At 63.2% G+C, this 18,895-nt stretch carries 15 protein-coding genes; 4 read left to right on the top strand and 11 right to left on the bottom strand.

Annotated features, from left to right (window positions below; translation table 11 throughout):
* Positions 1–70 precede the first annotated feature (70 nt).
* Together AC0L3E_RS15695 and AC0L3E_RS15700 are read right to left on the bottom strand one after the other, a co-directional pair.
* Positions 71–1,168, bottom strand: coding sequence for an isocitrate/isopropylmalate dehydrogenase family protein (locus AC0L3E_RS15695; RefSeq protein WP_473605120.1), 1,098 nt, complete (start codon positions 1,166–1,168; stop codon positions 71–73).
* Between the two features lie 25 nt (positions 1,169–1,193).
* Complete coding sequence (locus AC0L3E_RS15700) at positions 1,194–1,937, bottom strand: glucose 1-dehydrogenase (RefSeq protein ID WP_473605121.1); 744 nt, start codon at positions 1,935–1,937, stop codon at positions 1,194–1,196.
* 141 nt (positions 1,938–2,078) lie between these two features.
* On the opposite strand from AC0L3E_RS15700, the gene AC0L3E_RS15705 reads away from it, so the two are divergent.
* On the top strand, positions 2,079–3,575 hold the full coding sequence (locus tag AC0L3E_RS15705) for an aldehyde dehydrogenase family protein (RefSeq protein ID WP_128309234.1): 1,497 nt from the start codon (positions 2,079–2,081) through the stop codon (positions 3,573–3,575).
* Between the two features lie 96 nt (positions 3,576–3,671).
* Here AC0L3E_RS15705 and AC0L3E_RS15710 read toward each other — a convergent pair whose 3' ends face one another.
* The 9 genes from AC0L3E_RS15710 to AC0L3E_RS15750 form a co-directional block, all read right to left on the bottom strand.
* A complete protein-coding gene (locus AC0L3E_RS15710; RefSeq protein ID WP_027036279.1) occupies positions 3,672–4,568 on the bottom strand; it encodes a LysR family transcriptional regulator in 897 nt (298 codons plus the stop codon).
* A 124-nt stretch (positions 4,569–4,692) separates the two neighbouring features.
* Complete coding sequence (locus AC0L3E_RS15715) at positions 4,693–6,192, bottom strand: sugar ABC transporter ATP-binding protein (RefSeq protein ID WP_127811201.1); 1,500 nt, start codon at positions 6,190–6,192, stop codon at positions 4,693–4,695.
* A gap of 3 nt (positions 6,193–6,195) precedes the next feature.
* Entirely contained in the window at positions 6,196–7,290 is a 1,095-nt protein-coding gene (locus AC0L3E_RS15720; RefSeq protein WP_127326921.1) for an NHL repeat-containing protein, read from the bottom strand.
* Positions 7,287–9,404: an ABC transporter permease gene (locus AC0L3E_RS15725; RefSeq protein ID WP_473605122.1), complete on the bottom strand. Its 2,118-nt coding sequence runs from the start codon at positions 9,402–9,404 to the stop codon at positions 7,287–7,289. Before AC0L3E_RS15725 ends, AC0L3E_RS15720 begins: the two co-directional genes overlap by 4 nt.
* 12 nt (positions 9,405–9,416) lie before the next feature.
* A complete protein-coding gene (locus AC0L3E_RS15730; protein ID WP_127320431.1) occupies positions 9,417–10,433 on the bottom strand; it encodes a sugar ABC transporter substrate-binding protein in 1,017 nt (338 codons plus the stop codon).
* A gap of 35 nt (positions 10,434–10,468) precedes the next feature.
* Positions 10,469–11,422, bottom strand: coding sequence for an ABC transporter permease (locus tag AC0L3E_RS15735; RefSeq protein ID WP_236383139.1), 954 nt, complete (start codon positions 11,420–11,422; stop codon positions 10,469–10,471).
* A gap of 393 nt (positions 11,423–11,815) precedes the next feature.
* On the bottom strand, positions 11,816–12,640 hold the full coding sequence (locus AC0L3E_RS15740) for an alpha/beta hydrolase (protein ID WP_164898866.1): 825 nt from the start codon (positions 12,638–12,640) through the stop codon (positions 11,816–11,818).
* A 10-nt stretch (positions 12,641–12,650) separates the two neighbouring features.
* On the bottom strand, positions 12,651–14,132 hold the full coding sequence (locus tag AC0L3E_RS15745) for an NAD-dependent succinate-semialdehyde dehydrogenase (protein ID WP_128309739.1): 1,482 nt from the start codon (positions 14,130–14,132) through the stop codon (positions 12,651–12,653).
* A 16-nt stretch (positions 14,133–14,148) separates the two neighbouring features.
* Positions 14,149–15,375 carry an iron-containing alcohol dehydrogenase gene (locus tag AC0L3E_RS15750; RefSeq protein WP_127811197.1) on the bottom strand — a complete coding sequence of 409 codons (1,227 nt, stop codon included), beginning with the start codon at positions 15,373–15,375 and terminating at the stop codon, positions 14,149–14,151.
* A 176-nt stretch (positions 15,376–15,551) separates the two neighbouring features.
* On the opposite strand from AC0L3E_RS15750, the gene AC0L3E_RS15755 reads away from it, so the two are divergent.
* The 3 genes from AC0L3E_RS15755 to AC0L3E_RS15765 are packed head-to-tail and all read left to right on the top strand — an operon-like array spanning position 15,552 to position 18,843.
* Positions 15,552–16,253: a GntR family transcriptional regulator gene (locus tag AC0L3E_RS15755; RefSeq protein ID WP_473605123.1), complete on the top strand. Its 702-nt coding sequence runs from the start codon at positions 15,552–15,554 to the stop codon at positions 16,251–16,253.
* An 11-nt stretch (positions 16,254–16,264) separates the two neighbouring features.
* Entirely contained in the window at positions 16,265–17,857 is a 1,593-nt protein-coding gene (locus tag AC0L3E_RS15760; RefSeq protein ID WP_473605124.1) for a sugar ABC transporter ATP-binding protein, read from the top strand.
* A complete protein-coding gene (locus tag AC0L3E_RS15765) occupies positions 17,854–18,843 on the top strand; it encodes an ABC transporter permease (RefSeq protein WP_245469691.1) in 990 nt (329 codons plus the stop codon). The genes AC0L3E_RS15760 and AC0L3E_RS15765 overlap by 4 nt, the downstream gene beginning before the upstream one ends.
* Positions 18,844–18,895 lie beyond the last annotated feature (52 nt).

The following is an 18,895-nucleotide window of genomic DNA, read 5'->3' on the forward strand; positions in this document are numbered from 1 at the left end:
ATATCCGGCGCATGAGCGTCTGGCCGATCTTGCGAGGTCCAACAAGATCTATCTTCACCTTGATCATCAGTCACGCCGCTGCCGCGAGCCGGCCGCAGATCGAGCGGGTTATCTCGCTGGTCGACGCCCTGCCTTTCAGGTCGGCGCTCAGAAGCCCGTTGGCCAGGCAGTCCTCGGTCACGCGACGGATGCGCGCCGCGGCCTGGTTGAGCCTCTCGTCGCCATGTTTGTGGCCGAGCCAGTCGAGCATCGAGGCTGCCGACAGGATCGTCCCATACGGATTGGCGATACCTTGGCCGGCAATGTCGGGCGCCGAGCCGTGCGCGGCCTGGAAGAAGCCGTTGGCCGCGCCGATCTCGGCTGAAGGCGCCATGCCCATCCCGCCCACCGTCGCGGCGGCGAGGTCGGACAGGATGTCGCCGAACATGTTCTCGCTGACGATGACGTTGAAATGGCCCGGTTTCAGCACGAGATGCATCGCCATGGCGTCGACCAGCGCGTGCTCGGTCGCGATATCGGGATAGTCCTTCGCCACTTCGTCGAAGACGGAGCGGAAGAAGGCATAGCTGCGCAGCACGTTGGCCTTGTCGCAGCAGGTGACCCGGCGCACGCCGTCACGAGGCGCGCCGCCCGACTGGCGCGCCAGTTCGAAGGCCTTGCGCACGATGCGCACGATGCCGGAGCGGGTCTGCACCAGCGTGTCGACCGCCACTTCGCCGCGCAACAGGGCGCCCGATCCCCGCGCGGCGTAAAGCCCTTCGCTGTTCTCGCGCAAGATGATGTAGTCGATATCGCCGGCCTTCACTCCGCTCAACGGGCTAGGCACGCCCTCGAAGAGCCTGATGGGGCGGACGTTGGCATAGAGATCGAGTTCGAAGCGCAGTCTCAGCGTGAAATCCAGGCCTGCTTCGGTTCCATCGGGATGGACGACGCCCGGCAAGCCGCCCGCACCATGCAGGATGGCGTCCGCCGCGCGGCAGGCCTGGAAGGTCGGCTCGGGAAAGCTCTGGCCGGTCTTCAGGAAATGCTCGGCTCCGGCCGGGTATTCGCTGAAGTGCAAGGGGTTGCCGGGACCAAGCGCTGCTTTCACCACTTGAACCGCTGCGGCGCAGACTTCCGGGCCGATGCCGTCGCCATGCACCGCGGCGATTTCGTAGACAGGCTTCATCGCCAACTCCCAAATGGTCTAACGCTCAGATGCACTTGCCGCCGTCGACATTGAGGTCGACGCCGGTGATCATGCTGGCCTCGTCGGAGCACAGGAATGCCGCGGCGTTGCCCATGTCCGCCGGCGTAGACAGCCTGCCGATCGGAATGGTGGCGACGACGCGGGCGCGGTTTTCCTCGCCGGAGCCGATGAAGGTGGACAGAAGCGGCGTGTCGCCGGCAACCGGGTTGATGGCGTTGACGCGGATGCCGAAGGGGGCGAGTTCCACGGCCATGGCCCGGGTGGCGGCAATCGCCCAGCCTTTGGAAGCATTGTACCAAGTCAAATTCGGGCGCGGCGAGACGCCGCCAGTGGAGGCGACGTTGAGGATGGCGCCCGATTTGATGGATTTGAAATGCGCAACGACCGCACGGGCGCCATTGTAGATGGATCGCATGTTGACGTTGGCGATCCGGTCGAACATCTCTTCGTCCATCGTCTCGAGCGCCAGGGGCGGCTGGGCCACGCCGGCATTGTTGACCAGTATGTCGAGACCGCCAAAGGCCGAGCGGGCCAGGTCTGCCGCCGCTTCGAAGCTTGCGAGTGTCGAGACGTCGCCAGTGATTGGCCGCACATTTTTGCCGACTTTGGCAGCAACGCGGGCCGCGGCGGCCTCATCACGGTCCATCAACACGACCCGCGCACCTTCGGTGACGAATTTCCTGACGATGCCTTCGCCAAATCCCGAACCGCCGCCAGTGACGATGGCGACCTTGCCAGCAAGTCTCATATCTGTTCCTCCATTGCCGGCACCATCGGGGAAGTCGCGTACATTGCACAGTCCGATTATCTGAACGCCCTTTTAGCTTTCCTTGTTTGAGGTCGACCGGCGTCGGAGGCATAGTCGCCACGGAATTGTGAGGAGGAAGGGATGACGCTGAATTTCGACCCGCGGGCGAAGGCCACGGCGCTCTACCACGGCGAATTCCGGCCGATGTTCGTCGGCGGCAAGTGGGTTCCGGCACAATCCGGCCAGGAGATGCAGGCGCTCAACCCGGCGACTGGCGAAGTGCTGGCCACCGTCCCGCGCGGCTCGGCCGCCGACGTCGATGCGGCGGTGGCCGCTGCGCGCACGGCCTTCGAAGGGCCGTGGTCAAAATTCTCGCCCTATGAGCGGCAGTGCGTGCTTCTGCGCATCGCCGATCTCTTCGAGACCCATTGGGAAGAGCTCAGCGTTTCCGACACTCTCGACATGGGACTGCCGATCACGCGCACGCTCGCCAACCGGCGGCGCGTCATCGGCATGCTGCGCTTCTATGCGGGCATGGCGACCGCGCTGCATGGCGAATCCATAGACAATTCGATCCCCGGCGAGATCGTCAGCTTCACAAGGCGCGAACCGGTGGGCGTTGTCGGCGCGATCATCCCCTGGAACGCTCCGACCGCCGCGTCGATCTGGAAGATCGCACCGGCGCTCGCCACCGGCTGCACCATCGTGCTGAAGCCCTCGGAGGATGCCTCGTTGACGCCGCTGCTGATCGCCAGGCTGATGCAGGAGGCCGGCGTTCCCGACGGCGTCGTCAACGTCGTCACCGGCACCGGGACGGAGGCCGGTGCGCGGCTCGCTGAACATCCCGACGTCAACAAGATCGTCTTCACCGGCTCGACGCTGACCGGCCAGGCCATCGCGCGGGCGAGCGTGACCAACCTCAAGCGCGTTTCCCTGGAACTCGGCGGCAAATCGCCGATCATCGTCTGCCGCGATGCCGACATCGACAAGGCGGTTCCTGTCGCCGCGATGGCGGTGTTCGTGCATTCGGGCCAGATCTGCATCGCCGGATCGCGGCTGTTCGTGGCGCGCGAAATCCATGACGAATTCGTGCGCCGGGTCGCCGAGTTTGCCGGCAGGCTTCGCATCGGCCATGGCATCGAGGCGGAAACCGAAATCGGCCCGCTCATCAATGCCAGGCAGGCCGGCAAGGTGGTGGGCTATATCAAGGCCGGCCGCGACGAAGGGGCGGAACTGATAGCGGGCGGATCTCGACTGACGGGCGAGCCCTACGATGGCGGCAATTTCATCGCGCCGACCGTCTTCGGCGCGGTGTCGGACAAGATGACCATCGCGCGTGAAGAAATCTTCGGTCCGGTGATTTCGGCGATGCCGTTCGACACGCTCGACGAAGCCGTGGCGCGGGCCAATGCGACGCCCTATGGCTTGGCAGCCGGCATTTTCACCACCCATCTGGGCACCGCGCACAAGCTCGCCCGCCGCATCAAGGCCGGCTCGGTGTGGGTCAACATGTACCACGCCATCGACCCGGCGGTGCCGTTCGGCGGCATGAAGATGTCCGGCTACGGCCGCGAGGGCGGCATCGAACATCTGCATGAATATCTGGAGACCAAATCGGTCTGGATCCAGACCGACTGAGGGTGCGCTGATATTCAGGTGAGGCCGGCTGCGAATGACGGCGTTCCCGCACTATTCTCGGCGCTCGTGCAAGGTGCCTGTCCGAAGGCGCGATGCTCAGTTTGCCAGTTCGCGCAAATTGGTGCGGATGAGGTTCATCAGCTGTTCGGAGAAGGAGTGGTGCACATAGCCCCGCGCGGTGATGATGCCGACGGAGCGGTGGGCGTCGCGATGGTCGATCGGTACCACTCGCATGCGCTCGTCATTGCGCGAAATGGCGATGCCGGGCACCACGCAGACGCCAAGTCCCGAACACACCAGCGCTACCGCCGTCTGTGCGCTTTCGACCTCGTATTGCGGCTTGAGTTCGATGCCTTCCGCCGCCGTCAGCCGATCGACAAGGCCGCGCACGGCGGTCTTGCGGTTGAGCAGGATGAGCGGATAGCGCAGCAGGTCGGAGAGCAGCAGCTTCTTTTCGCCGCCGTATATTTCCGTGGGAATGCAGGCCATCAGCGGATCGTCGAGGATAGACTCGAACTGGAAGTCCGTCAGGTTTGGCAGTTCCGGGCCGATGTAGAACTCGACCTCCTGCTGTTGCAAAAGGCCAAGCGCGGCCTGCGGCGGGCTCTCGATGACCTCGACAATGCTGCGGGGATAGCGCAACTTGAATGTCGCCAGGATATCGCCCAGCCGGCTTGCCGCGAGCGTCGGGGCGCAGGCGATCTGCACCTTGCCCTTGCGCCGAGCGGCGACCTCCGTCAGCCGGTCGAGGCTGGTCTGCACCTGTGACATCACGTTGGCGATCTCCTCGAACAGGATCTGGCCTTCCGGCGTCAGGCTTGCACGCTGTGCGGTGCGGATAAACAGCGAGATGCCGATCTGCTCCTCAAGGTCGCGAATCTGCATCGAGACCGCCGATGGCGAACGATTGCTCTCCTCGGCAGCACGACGGAAGCTGCCGTTTTCGGCGGCAAGCAGGAACGTCTGCAGAAGTTTGAGGTTAATGCTGGGCATATCCGCTCGGGCAGGGTGATCTGACCCCTGACCTATTCAGACGCGGAACCGATTGCAAGGCAATAGGACCGGCCAGACATTGGTCCTGGCTTGACCGGCAAAAGTGTCTCTCTTGTCGGGCCGCTCAATGAACCGCGGCGAACATGACGCGCTCCTCGGTGGCCTCCGACAGCATCATCTCCTCGACCACGCGGCCGCGCTTGACCACCAGAATGCGATCCGAAACAGCGAGAATTTCAGGCAGATAGGACGAGATGACAACGACGGCCATGCCTTGCTCGGCGAGATCGCTGATGAGCTGGTGGATCTCGACGATGGCGCCGACGTCGACACCGCGTGTCGGCTCGTCGAAGATCACCAGCCTAGGCTTCTGGATCAGCGATTTGGCGATCACGACCTTTTGCTGGTTACCGCCGGAGAGCTCGATCATCCGGGCTCGGTCGCTGGTCTGCCGCAGGCTCAGACGTTCGCCCCATTCGCGGGCAAGTTGCCTGGCCCGCGCCAGCGACACCATGGAGACGGGATTGGCGCCCTCGGTCAGTTCACCCACTTGAAGGTTCTCGCCCGCAGTCATGGTTTCGAAGAAGCCGTCGACCTTGCGATCCTCTGTGACATAGACGATGCCGTCGCGCACCGCAGGCCTGGGCACCCGGTAACGCACCGACTTGCCGAGCAGGCGGATCTCGCCGCCGTGGAAGATGTTGCGCTTCAACAGTCCGGCGACGACCTTGGCCATTTCGGTGCGGCCGGCGCCGACAAGGCCGAACATGCCGGTGACCTGGCCCGAAAACACCGAGAAGGAAGAGTTGCGCACCAGGCCGGCGCAGGACAGGTTCTCGACCGAAAGCACCTTGTCGCCATAGGGCCGCGCCGTGCGCTTGACCTCGCCATGCAGCGTTTCGGTCAGCGTACGGCCGACCATGGCCTGCACGATCGAAGCGCGGGTGAAGCCCTTGGCTTCGCCGGACGCGACGATCTCACCATCGCGCATGACCGTGATGCGGTTGGCGACGGCAAGCGCCTCTTCCAGCGCATGGGTGATGAAGATGACGGCGATGCCCTCCTTCACCAGCCGCTGCAAAAGTTTGAAGAAGTGGCTTTTCTCTTCGGGCGTCAGCGTCGCGGTCGGCTCGTCGAAGATGATGACGCGGGCCTTGTGGTGGACGGCGCGCGCGATCTCCACCATCTGCTTGTGCGCCGCGCCCAGCGTGCTGACCTGCGCGGACGGGTCGACCTGGAAGCCCATGCCGGCGAGGAACTGCCGCGCCTGAATGTAGAGGCCGCGCAACCGGTTGAACATCTTCTCTTCGCCGAGATAGAGATTCTGCGCCACCGTCATGGCCGGCACCAGGTTGGTTTCCTGGAACACCATGGCGATGCCAGCGCGCAGCGCTTCGGCGGGCGTGGCGAAGGACACATCCTTGCCGTCGAAGGTCATCTTGCCCTCGGTCAGCTTGAAGACACCGGCCATGACCTTGGTCAGCGTCGACTTGCCGGCGCCGTTTTCCCCGAGCAGCGCATGGATTTCGCCCTTGCGCAGGTCGAAATTGACATTCTTGAAGGCCGGAATGCGCGCGAACGCCTTGGCGGCGTCCCTGAGTTCAATGATGTTGGCGTCCGACATCGCTTAGCCTCGCTTGCCACTGGCGGCGCTCGCCACGCGCACGATCCGCGATCCGCCGCGCGAGGCGACCAGAAGGTCATCGCCCAGCTCGCAGGCGCTCAGCGTCCCGTGCACCTTGCCGTCGGCGCGCGAATGGAAACTCGACAGCGGCTTCATGTTCTGGTCGCAAAGGACCACCAGCCCGTAGGACCTTGTCACCGCGTATGGCTTCAGCACGTTCATCTGCTTCAACTGGCTGCCTTGCATGGGCTCGCGATAGTCGCGCCATGACCCGAGCGACGGCGCCATCCAGTAGGCCTCGGGGACTTCCGCCAGCATGCGGGTGCGGTAGGTGTCCTCGCGCAGGATGAACTCCACCAGCTGGTTGCGCACGGAATAGAAGGTCAGCCAGTAGCCGGCGTTGAAGGCCGGAGCGATACGCGCGGGGTAGGCCGGCAGATGCTCCAGCACGGGCAGCGTCGCCTTGGTGGCAAGGTCGATCGCCAGCACGCGGTGGCGCCAGGCCTCCGAGACGTAGATGCGGTTGGAGCCGGTGGTGGCGATGCCGGCCGGCCAGGCCAAGCCATCCCTGATCAGCTCCAGCCGGCCGTTTTTCAGATCGAGCCGCCAGACCGAACCGGATACGCTCTTCTGCATCAGGTCGCGACGCCAACCGCTCGCCTGCACTGAGGCCGAGCCGTTGGCCACCAGTAAGGTGTTGCTGTCGAGGAAGGTGAGAGCGGTGATGCAGGAGAGGCGCCGAGCCTCCTCGCCCGTCGCCTCGCGCCCGTCATGCAGGCCGCCGCGGATGACGACGCCCTTGCCGTCGATGGCCATCGCGGTCATGCCGCGGGCATGGGCGAGTGCTGTGATCTCGCCCGGAAATTCCTGCAAGGTTTCGGCATGGCCGTCGGCGCTAAAGCGCATCAGCCGGTTGGCGCTGCTTGCCAGGAGGCCCTTTTCGGTGCGCACGAGATTGTCGGCCTCGGCGAGGCCGGCGAATTGGCCGGCTTCCTCCAGTCCTTGGTTGGGCAGCAACGGCCCGTCGAGCGTCGGCACGGTCACGGCCCACTCGCCACGGCCGAGAAAGCGGTCAAGAAGCTGGTTCAAACCGCTCATGACTTTTTGCCCCAGTAGGAATCCGAGCTGAACCAGTCGGGATCGACGCCTTTCAGGGGCAAAGTGCCCATGCGGTTGTTGAAGATGCCGCAGAGATAGAGGATGCCCTTGTGCTCGCGCATAGAGGTGATCATCGGATGCTTCTCGCCGGCCTGGTCCCACAGGCTTTCGAGGATCTGGCCGTTTTCGTCGAAGCGCAGCACGCAGCCGGTGTTGAGATTGGGCATCAGCCACGCATCTTCCGATACGCGCCGCGCCATGCGGCGGCGGAAGCCCGGCATTTCAAGCGAGAGATCCAATGCCGGCGTGCGCATGCCCATCAGGGCCAGCCAGTAGGTGCCGTCGGAGGCGCGGTTGATGTTGTCGGGATAGCCGGGCAAGCCCTCGATGACGCGCTCGACCTGGCCCTTCTTCGGGCCATCGAAATAGTAGCGGCTGATGCGGCAGGCCCAGCTTTCGGCGAACAGCACCGACTGGCCGTCGAAGGCCGTGCAGATGCCATTGGGGAAGACGAGGTTTGACAGCAGTGTGCGTGTCGAACCGGATTTGGGATCATGGACGATGATGCGTCCGTTGCCGCGGCTTTCCAGCGCGTCGGCATACCAGTCGTGCATCTCGAAGCGCACTGTCGCTTCCGAGAAGACGATGCGGCCGTCCGGCAGGATGTCGCAGTCATCGGCGAGCTTCATGGTGGAGTCGTCGACCACCGAGGTCAGTGAGCGGTTGGTCTCGGCGGTCAGCAGTTTTACATCCCCGACCGGCGAGACCTGGTAGAGGCCCATGCCGGCGACGCAGATGACGAGATTGTCGTCGCGGTCGAAAGCCATGCCGAGCGGCGAGCCGCCAATATGTGCGAACACTTCGCTGTCGGTGTAGTACGGCGGCTGGAAGCGCAGGATATCGCCTTGGCGGCTGCCGGTGTAGAGGCGGTCCTGCCGGTCGAAGATCACATCTTCCGCGCCGTCGAGAAAGCCGAGGCCGATGACGCCGACGTCCTTCAACCGGTCGTTCACCGCCATCGGCGCGCCGGGCGCGGTCGAGATCGCCTGCGGCATCTTGGCGAAGGTCGGCGAGATGTAGACGCTGCGCAGGATCTTGTGGCGGTTCTTCACCCAGCGTACGTCGAGAAGCACCGACAAGAGCAGCACGATGCCGAGGATCAGGAAATTGACCGGGCCGGGCACGGCCAGCGCAAGCAGGCTGTTCGACAGAACAAGCACGAAAACGGTGCCCATCAGCGCCTTGGCGACCGAGCCGCGCCCGCCGCCGAGCGAGATGCCGCCGAGCACGGTCGCGGTCAACACCTGCAGTTCGAGCCCGGTGCCGATGTCGGAAGCAGCACTGCCGATGCGGGCCGAGAAGAAGAAGCCGGAGAGCGCCACCAGCACCGAGCACAAGACATAGGCGCTGAACAAGATGAAGCGCACATTGATGCCGGCATTGTAGGCAGAGCGCCGCGCGCCGCCGACCGCGAACAGCCGCCAGCCATAGCGGGCGCGCGACAGCACGAGATGGATGATCAGCGCGATGACGACGAAGACCACAAAGGATGTCGGCACGCCCCAGATCGTGCCGAAACCAAGGAAATCATAGGCCGGCGAATCCGAACCGCTGGTGACGATCCGCGTCGAGACCTGCGGGAAGACGATGTCGAAGGTCGAGCGGTAGATGATGAGCGTCACCAGCGTGGTGAGAAAGGCCCGCATGCGCAGGAAGCCAACCAGGAAGCCGTTGATGGCGCCGCAGACGACGCCGAGGCCCAGGCACGCCAACAGGCCGGTACCAAAGCTCCACTGCTCGACATTCATGCCATAGAGCGTGACCAGCACGGCGAGCGCGAAGGTCGACCCGACAGACAGATCGATGCCGCCCGATACCATGACGATGGTCATGCCGAGCACCACCAGGCCAAGCTCGGCGGTCTGGCCGCTGAGATTGGTCAGCGTCGCCAGATCGAAGAAGCCCGGCACGATCGAGCCGAAGATCGCGCACAAAATGACCAGCGCCGTGAAGGGGATGACGCTGTCGATCCACTTCTTGGTCAGGATCTCCCCGACCACGTGGTCGGGGAGCAGGCGGTAGCGCCAGCGCACAAGGCTTTCGGCCATGCTCATCAAGGAAGTCCGTTACTTGAGCTCGTCCAGCTTCCAGCAATTCCTGCCGGTCGCATTGGCCTTGTCGACGCGGGTGATCGGGCCGAAGAAGATGGTCTTCTCGCTGCCCGCTTGCCGCTCGGGCTGCTGCAGCAGCTCGGAAATCTGCTGTGCGGCGATCTCGGCCTGGATCGGGGCATTAAAGTTGAAGATCACGTCGAGCAGCCCGTTCTTGATGCTCTCGCAGCCCGTGGCGCTGCCGGCGCCATTGGTAACGATCGTCACCTGGTCCTGTTTGCCGGCGGCCGCGACGGCGGCGCCTGCGCCGACCTCGGCATTGTCCCAGATGCCCATGATGCCGCACAGGTCCGGATGCTGCTGGAGGACCGTCTCGGTGATCTGGCGGGCCTTTTCGCTCATGTAATCGGCCGGCTGGTCGGAGACGAGCTGCAGCTCGGGATTGGCCTTCAGCACCTCGTCGATGCCGGTGCGCATGTAGATGTTGGCGGCGCCCGTCTGGACACCGGCGAGCCAGACCACCTTGTGCGAGACGGCATTGGGGCCGGTGCAGTGTTTGGCCAGTTCGCCCATTTCGAGACGGCCCATTTCGATCCAGTCGTTGCCTACATAACTGTCGGTCTGGGTGGCCGACTGCATGTTGACTTGCAGCACCTTGATGCCGGCCGCCTGCGCCTGTTTCAACAGGCGTGCGTAGGTCTGGACATCGGGGTTCTGCACGATGATCAGGTCCGGCTTCTCGGCGATGGCGCCCTGCATGGCGCGGATGCCGGCATTGGTGTCGCCGGAGGGATCACGCACTTCAAGGCTGAAGCCGTAGCGTGCCGCGTGACGCTGCCACACCACCACCCATGCCTGGTTGAGGTCCATGCCCTGTGAGATCGGCACGAAGATGACCTTCTTGCCCTTGAGCGCCTCGAGATACGTGGAGCGGCCGACCTGATCGGTTTCCTGCGCCGTGGTGATTTTCGCCGCGCCCAGCAGCGCGAGCGCTGTCATGCCCGCGAACAGGCAGTTCTTGAACAACTTCATGTTTCTCCTCCCAGATTTATGTCTCGGTTCTTGTTTCAGATGTCGCCGCTTTGCGAGGTCTGCTCGTCGCGCGGATTGATGATGGCGTCGATCGCCAGCGCGCCCAGCAGGATCACGCTCTTGATCAGATTCTGGCTGGTGTAGCTGAAGTTCAGGATCGTCATCCCGTTGGTCAGGATGCCGACCAGAATGGTGCCGACGATGACGTTGCGTACGCCGCCCTGGCCACCGGAGAGGCCGATGCCGCCCAACACGACCACCAGCAGCACGTCGTAGATCAGGCTGGAATTGTAGAGGCGGGTGTCGATGCCGGTGACCAGCCCCAGCATGATGATGCCGGCGGTATAGGCAATGAGGGCGCTGATGACATATTGCGTCACGATGATCGGGCGCGTCGGCAGCCCTGTGGTGCGGGCCGCGTTCGGGTTGTCGCCAGTGGCATAGACCAGCCGGCCGAAGCGGGTCTTCCTCAGGAAGAAGCCCATGAGCGCGGCCACCGCCGCGAAGATGATCACCGACATCGGGATGCCGAGGATGGTTCCGTTGCCGACGAATTTCAGCCAGCCAATATCGGAGGGGGCATAGAGCACGTCGGACGCAAAGACGATGCGGCCAGAGCCGTAGACCGAGGATGCGATGGCAAGGGTGGCGAAGATCGGCGGAATTTCGGCCACTGCCACCATGACGCCGGTGAACAGGCCGATGACCGCGACCAGGATGGCGCCGCACATGATGGCCAGCGTGAAGTCGACGCCCCAGGTGGAGATCCAAATGCTGAAGGCGACGCCGACCACCATCACCGCCACCATGGTCAGGTCGATGCCGCGCCCGACGACGATGAACCCCATGCCGACGGCCAGCGTGCCGAGGATCGAGACATTCTTGAGAATGGCAAGGATGTTGCCTTGGCTCAGGAAATTGTTGAGCGTCGCCGAGAACACCAGGAACAGGACGGCCGAGATCGCGCCGACGACGAGTTCCTGGGACATTTTGATGCCCAAGCGCGCGGTGTCGGATTTGCCCGAACCAGCCAAGTCAGTTCCTCCCTCGCTGCCGGTTTGAACCAGCGGCGTGCCAAAGCGGCCTTGCCCCAGGGGCTTTGCCGCGACGACGTTTCCTCCACAGCCCTAAGCCGGCTGCTTGCGTTAAGACCATCGCGACTCAGGGCGGCAGGGGCAATTTCGATTTTCTGATGCGCTGTGCAGTTCGTCAGTGTGGAGAAAGAGGATGAGGAATCGTCGCTTGTGTCCTCTGCCGGATTTCACCTGCCGCTAAGCTCAGTCCGATGCCGGTAGCGTGCCGCGATCCCGTGACGGTACTTTCTTGAGTGACGGGAGTGTCTGGCCCGGCAGTCAAGCGGCTCTGCTTCCCCAGGTTCCGTCCTATAGGCAGTTTCCCTCGATCATCGCCATCAGGCAATCGCCAGATTGTGTGCCGCTGATGCCCAGATCACGCACGCTGTTCATGTGGTTTCGGTCATTCAGGCGGAGGTCGCAGACAAGGTGCCCCTGCGCGCGCAAGCGCTTTACGAAGTCGGCGGCCTGCTGGTGAAAAGGTGACGTTTCCTGATCTCCCACGAGAATGGTCGCTGCCGTCTCCGGGTCATGCCACCGCGTCATTGGGGTGAAGGCAGCTGCCTCCTCATCGGTGATTCCGATTAGCGGCTGGAGGAAGGACGTCTGAAGGGGCTTGAGGTCGTAAAGGCCGCCTAGCAGCAGCGCCGCACGTATGCGCGATGGCATTGGCGTCTTTTCGAACAGGAATGTTGCCAGGTGTGCGCCCGCCGAATGACCACTTACGCTTAGCCGGGCCGGGTCACCGCCATGAGCGGCTATATTGTCCAGCACCCATTGTTTGGCGCGCCGGACCTGGGCGACGATTGCCGCCATCCTGAATTCGGGCATCAGCGCATAGTCGACGATGACCGCGATCGCCCCAGCTTTGGTGACTGTGTTCGCTACATAAGAATAGTCGCTCCTGGAGAACATGCGCCAGTAGCCGCCATGGATGAAGATGTGCACGGGAAGATCCCTGCGCGCGCCGGGCGGAAAGAAGAGGTCCAACCTTTCGGCCTTGCCCTCGCCATAGGCGATATCAGCCGACATTGGCAGGGTCGCCCGGGTTTCGGCGCTGCGGCTTACTATGTCGGCCACGATATCGTCAAAGTCGGCCACATGGTCGCGCGTGCGAAAAGCATCCTTTGACATGACTGCCGGTTCAGAAGGTGACGGCAATATATTTAGCCTCCATGAACTCGGCGATGCCGTGGTGCTGGCCGCCTTCGCGGCCAAGGCCACTCTGCTTGACGCCTCCGAATGGTGCGGCCGGATCCGACATCAGTCCCCGGTTGAGACCGATCATGCCGGCCTCGATCCCGGACGCCACCCGCATGCCGCGTCCAATATCGCGTGTGTATATGTAAGCGGCCAGGCCATATTCCGTGTTGTTAGCATGTGCGATCGCCTCGGCCTCGGTGTCGAAGCGTGTGATGGGTGCTACCGGGCCGAAAATCTCCTCGTGCGCCATCTCCGCGTCGGGCGGCACATCGGACAGCACTGTGGGCGGATAGAAGAATCCTTCTTCCTCCGAAATCGACCCGCCGCAAAGCACCTTGGCTCCCCGGCCCACCGCGTCCTTGACCAGGCGGTCGATCTTGTCGACAGCCTTTCTGGTGATCATCGGCCCGCATTCGGTGTCGGCATTCGGACCCGCTCCCACCTTAAGTGCCGCCATGCGCTTGCGGAGCCCGTCGGCAAAAGCATCATAGATTCCCGATTGCACATAGAGGCGATTGGCAGCGGTGCAGGCTTCGCCGGCGTTGCGCATCTTGGCGATCATCGCGCCGTGGAGGGCGGCGTCGAGATCGGCATCGTCGAAAACGACAAACGGGGCATTGCCGCCGAGTTCCATCGAACAGGAAATGACATGCTTTGAAGCCTCGCCGAGCAAGGTTCGGCCGACACCCGTCGACCCCGTGAAGGACAGTTTCCTGACGCGTGGATCGGCGAGCATGGCCGAAGTCAGCGGCCCGGGACTGGTCGTGGTCAGCACGTTGACGACGCCGGCAGGCACGCCGGCTTCGCTGTAGAGTGCCGCCAGCGCATAGGCCGTCAGCGGTGTTTCACTGGCCGGCTTCAGGACGACAGTGCAGCCTGCCGCCAGCGCCGGCGCGATCTTGCGGGTCGCCATCGCGGCCGGAAAATTCCACGGTGTGATCAGCACGCAGATTCCGATCGGCTCATAATCGACCACGATCCGGTTGGTGCCGGATGGCGCAGTGCCGAATTCACCGGTGATCCGGACCGCTTCCTCAGCATTCCAGCGGAAGAACTCGGCGGCGTACGCCACTTCGCCGCGCGCGTCGCGCAGCGCCTTGCCATTCTCCAGCGAGATCAGCATGGCAAGCGTTTCCGAGCGTTCGACCATCAGTTCGAAACAACGCCGAAGGATTTCCGAGCGTTTGCGCGGCGCAGTTTCCCGCCATCCCTTAGCTGCTTTGGCCGCCGCCTCGACGGCGGCGGTGGCGTCCTCGACCGTCGCATCGGGAACCGCCGCGATCACCGCCCCGGAGGAGGGATCGACGACATCGATGAGCCGACCGTCGGAGGACGGTCGCCAGGTGCCGTCGATGTAAAGTCCGTGCGAAAAACCGCGCACGTCATAGCCATCCTGGTCGAGTTGCTGAGCCTTCAAATTCATCGCTTTGTTCCGTTTTTCACATAACGCAGGCGGCGAGGTCGCCGTCATGGGCAGCCTGGACGAGGCGTCGCATCGTGCCGAGATCGAAGGCACGCGGATTGTTCTTGATCAGGCGGTCGATGCCGAGCGCTTGCTCGGCGGTCCAGTCAAGCTTATCGGCGGGGAGGCCTAAATCCGCCAGTGTCGGCGTAATACCGATCGCCGCGAACAATCGCCTGATCTCCTCGATTGTGGCGGCTGCCATCTCGGCGGCGGTTCTGGCCTTGGTCTCCAAGCCAAGTGCCGCGCCGATCTCTGCCATCTCGTGAGCGGCGACGCGGCTGTTATAGGTCATCACGTAAGGCATCATTGTCGCCACGCCCAAACCATGGGCGGTGTGGGTGAGGGCGCCTGCCGGGTATTGCACGGCATGCGCCGCCGCCGTGCCGGCGGTGCCGAATGCGCAGCCCGCCGCCAGCGCGCCCATCATGACATCGGCGCGCGCGTCGGCATCGGTGCCGTCGCTGCAGGCTTTCTCCAGGCTCCGGCCAAGCAGTTTTATCGCGAGCAACGCGAAATGGTCGGTCAGCGCAGTCTTGCCGATGAAGACATGCTGTTGCGGCAGATTGGGGTCTTCACCGCGCCGCATGGCGGTGAAGGCCTCGATCGCATGGGTCAGCGCGTCAGCGCCGGCGATCGCGGTCAGGCCAGGCGGACAGGTCATTGTCAACTCGGGATCGCACAGAGCGACGGCGGCGATAAGGTGAGGGCTCGATATGCCCACCTTGAGCGTCCGGTCCGGGTCGGAAATCACCGCGACCGGCGTCACCTCGGAGCCGGTGCCGGCCGTGGTGGGCACGGCGATCAGCGGCAGTGTCGGACCCGGCACCTTGAACTCCCCGTAATAGTCCTGGAGCTTGCCGCCATGGCTGAGAAGCAGGGTGGTGCATTTGGCGAAATCGAGACAGCTGCCGCCGCCGATGCCGATCACCATGTCCGGTCTGAACCCCTTCGCTTCCTCGACACAGATGCCGACCGTGTCGCGTGGCACGTCGGGCAGAACGCGGTCATGCACAAGGACTTCGATCGAAGCCGACTGAAGGGACTTGATGATGTCGGCGAATACCGCTGTGCCCGCGAAGCGCTCATCGGTGCAGACCAGCGCACGTCGGCCGAACCGGGCGGCGACCGTCGGCAGCACATGGCGCTGCCCTTTCCCGAACAGGATTTCACGCGGCAACCGCAGGGCGGCGAAGAGGGTCATGATCGGTCCTTTGACGGCGGCTGACTGGAAACGGAGGCATTGAACTGGGCTTGGATCGGACGGTCTAAGAGCGTGTCTCTCGCCCCTACAAAATATCCGCTTTAAAATCGTATAGGATATAGGATTGCATCGACGGAACCATCGTGTTAGCAGTCCTCACTGTCAAGAGGCAAAATATGCAGACCGCAAACTTACCCGACCCAAGCGACGCCACCATTGGAGCTGGTCGCATCCAGCGCGCCAACAGTCTCGTCGAAGATGTCTATGAAGCCATCTTCGCGCAGTTGATGGCGCTGAAAATCCCGCCAGGCTCACGCATTACAGTCGATAGCCTGGTCAAGGAATTCAACGTCTCGCACACGCCGATCCGCGAAGCCCTTGGCCGGCTCGAAGGCGAAGGCCTCGTGCTCAAGACGCATTTGATCGGTTATCGTGCCGCACCCCAGATCACCCGGCGCCGTTTCGACGAATTATACGAGATGCGTCTGCTGCTCGAACCGCATGGCGCCGCAAAGGCCGCCGCAATGATGGACGAGGCCAAGTTCAATCTGTTGCTCGAAGCCGCCGGCGTGATGTCTCGCCGCGAAGGCAAGGATGATCGCGTACGCTATTCGAACTTCGCCAGGCAGGATGCGATCTTCCACGACAAGATCTTGGAGTTTTCTCAAAACGAACTCATCCGCGAGACGTTGAGCCACCAGCACACGCACTTCCACATCTTCCGCCTGATGTTTCATGCACGTGTGACCGAAGAGGCACTTGACGAACACGAGGCGATTCTTGCCGCGTTCGGCTCTGCCGATCCCGATGCCGCCGCAAAGGCGATGCGCATCCATATAGAGCACTCGCGCGATCGCCTGCTCCCGGCATTCGATTGAGGTCGGAACGGATGTCCATTGCCGCGAATATCGCCGGGGAGGGCGGGAGCACGTTGTCCAGCAATGCGCATGGTTCGCTCGAACCGGTGCTGCGCGCCCAGCAATTGTCCAAGCAATACGGCCCGGTGACGGTGTTGTCGGACATCACCCTAGACGTCCTGCCCGGTGAGATCCACGCCATCATTGGCGAGAACGGTGCCGGCAAGTCGACGTTGATGCGGCTGCTGTCCGGCTATGTCGAGCCAAGCCACGGCATATTGTCGATGAACGGACATGCGGTGAAATTTGCCAAGCCCAGCCAGGCACAGGATGCCGGTATCGCCTTGGTTCACCAGGAGATCCTGCTCGCCGAGGGGCTCACGGTCACCGACAATCTGTTTCTCGGGCGAGAGCTTTCGCGTGGCCTTGTCGTGGATGACCGCACCATGCGCCGGCTGGCGGCCGAGAAACTGGCGCAGATCGGCTGCGCGGTCTCGCCAAGGGCACTGGTGCGCGACGTCTCGCTGGCAGACCGGCAGATGGTGCAGATCGCTCGCGCTCTGCTTGACGACTATAAATTGGTTATCTTCGACGAGCCGACCGCCGTTCTGACCGGTGGCGAGGTCGAGCGCCTGCTGGAGATCGTCCTGCGACTGAAGGCTCACGGCATCGCCGTGCTGTATATCAGCCACCGGTTGGACGAGGTGCAACGGGTGGCCGACAAGGTGACCGTTCTGCGCGACGGCAAGATGGTCGGCACCTATCCCGGCAAGACGCTGAGCCAGATGGATATGGCGCGGCTGATGGTCGGTCGCGAACTAGCCGCACTCTATCCTGAAAGGACCGCAGCGCCTTCGGATGTACCGATGCTGAGCGTGAGGAACGCCTCCGTTCCCGGCTATGCGGAGGACGTGTCGTTCACGGTTCACAAAGGCGAGATCCTCGGGTTCGCCGGCATGGTCGGCGCTGGCCGAACCGAACTCTTCGAGGGCATTATCGGCCTGCGCCCGGCGGCCGCCAAGGTCGAACTTGAGGGCAAGTCGATCCATTTCCAATCGCCGCGCGCGGCGATCGACGCCAGCGTCGGTTACCTGACCGAGGATCGCAAGGGCAAGGGACTGCTGCTGCAGGAGCGCCTGGCGCCTAACCTGACGCTGTCGGCGCTCGGTGTGTTCCATCCCGGCCTCTCGATGGGGCGGCGCCGCGAAGCGGAGGCCCTGGAACAGGCCGTGGAGGCATATGACATCAGGCTGAAGAGCCTCGGCGCCAAAGCGGGCCAGCTTTCCGGGGGCAATCAGCAGAAGCTGCTGCTGGCGAAGGTGCTGCTGACTGATCCTTCGGTGGTCATTATCGACGAGCCCACGCGCGGCATCGACATCGCCAACAAGGCGCAGATCTATGCCTTCATCCAGGAGCTTGTGGCGAAGGGCAAGGCCTGCATCGTCATCTCTTCGGAGATGCAGGAATTGATCGGCATCTGCGATCGCATCCTGGTGATGCGCGAAGGCCGCATCACCGGCGAGGTCAGCGGCGCCGAAATGACCGAAAGCAACGTGGCGGTACTGGCGACCAGTGGCCCCAAGCCAGGGCCAAAAGCCAAGGGAGGCACAGAATGGCTGTCATGACCGAATCCGCACCCGGGCGTCGCGCCCTGGATCTCAATGTCAGTTGGACCGACATCGGACCCTTCCTTGCGCTGGCGGCCCTCCTGGTCGTGGGTTACCTCATCAACCCCGATTTCCTGTCCGCCACCAATCTCGCCAACGTCATCACTCGCAGCGCCTTCATCGCCATTATCGCGGTCGGCGCGACATTTGTGATCTCGTCCGGCGGGCTCGATCTTTCCGTCGGCTCGATGGCCGCCTTCATCACCGGCATCACCATCATGTTCATGAACACGGTGGCGCCGCATGCCGGTATCTGGGCTATTCCCGCCGGCATGGCGGTGGCGATCCTGGTCGGCCTGCTGTGCGGGCTTGCCAACGGCCTCATCGTCACGGTCGGCAGGATCGAACCGTTTATCGCCACGCTGGGCACGATGGGGATTTTCCGGGCGCTGATAACCTATCTGACCGACGGCGGCACGATACCGATCGACCGATCGCTGCGCGAGGCCTACCGGCCTGTCTATTTCGGCACGGTTGCCGGCATCCCGGTTCCAATCCTCATATCCATCGCCGTCGCCGCGGTCGCATCCTTCATCCTGTACAAGATGAAATACGGCCGCAAATGCGCGGCGGTCGGCGCCAATGAGGATGTCGCCCGTTATTCCGGCATCTCGGTGATCAGGACACGGACCGTCGCCTATATCGTCCAGGGTGTCTGCGTGGCCATTGCCGCGATCTGCTACGTGCCGCGCCTGGGCGCCGCAACGCCGACGACCGGACAGCTTTGGGAACTGCAGGTCATCACCGCAGTGGTGATCGGCGGCACCGCGCTGCGCGGCGGCAAGGGCCATGTGTGGGGAACAGTCGCCGGCGCCGTCATCCTGGAGCTCATCGCCAACCTCATGGTGCTGTCGGACTTCGTCTCCGAATACCTCGTCGCCGCTGTTCAGGGCGTCATCATCATCATCGCCATGCTCATCCAGCGGTTTTCGAATTCGAAATAGCGCCGCGTCCGGACCACGCGGATCAACGTTCTTGTAGGTCCAAGGGAGAAGA

The sequence above is a fragment of the Mesorhizobium sp. WSM4822 genome (genome assembly GCF_055811155.1).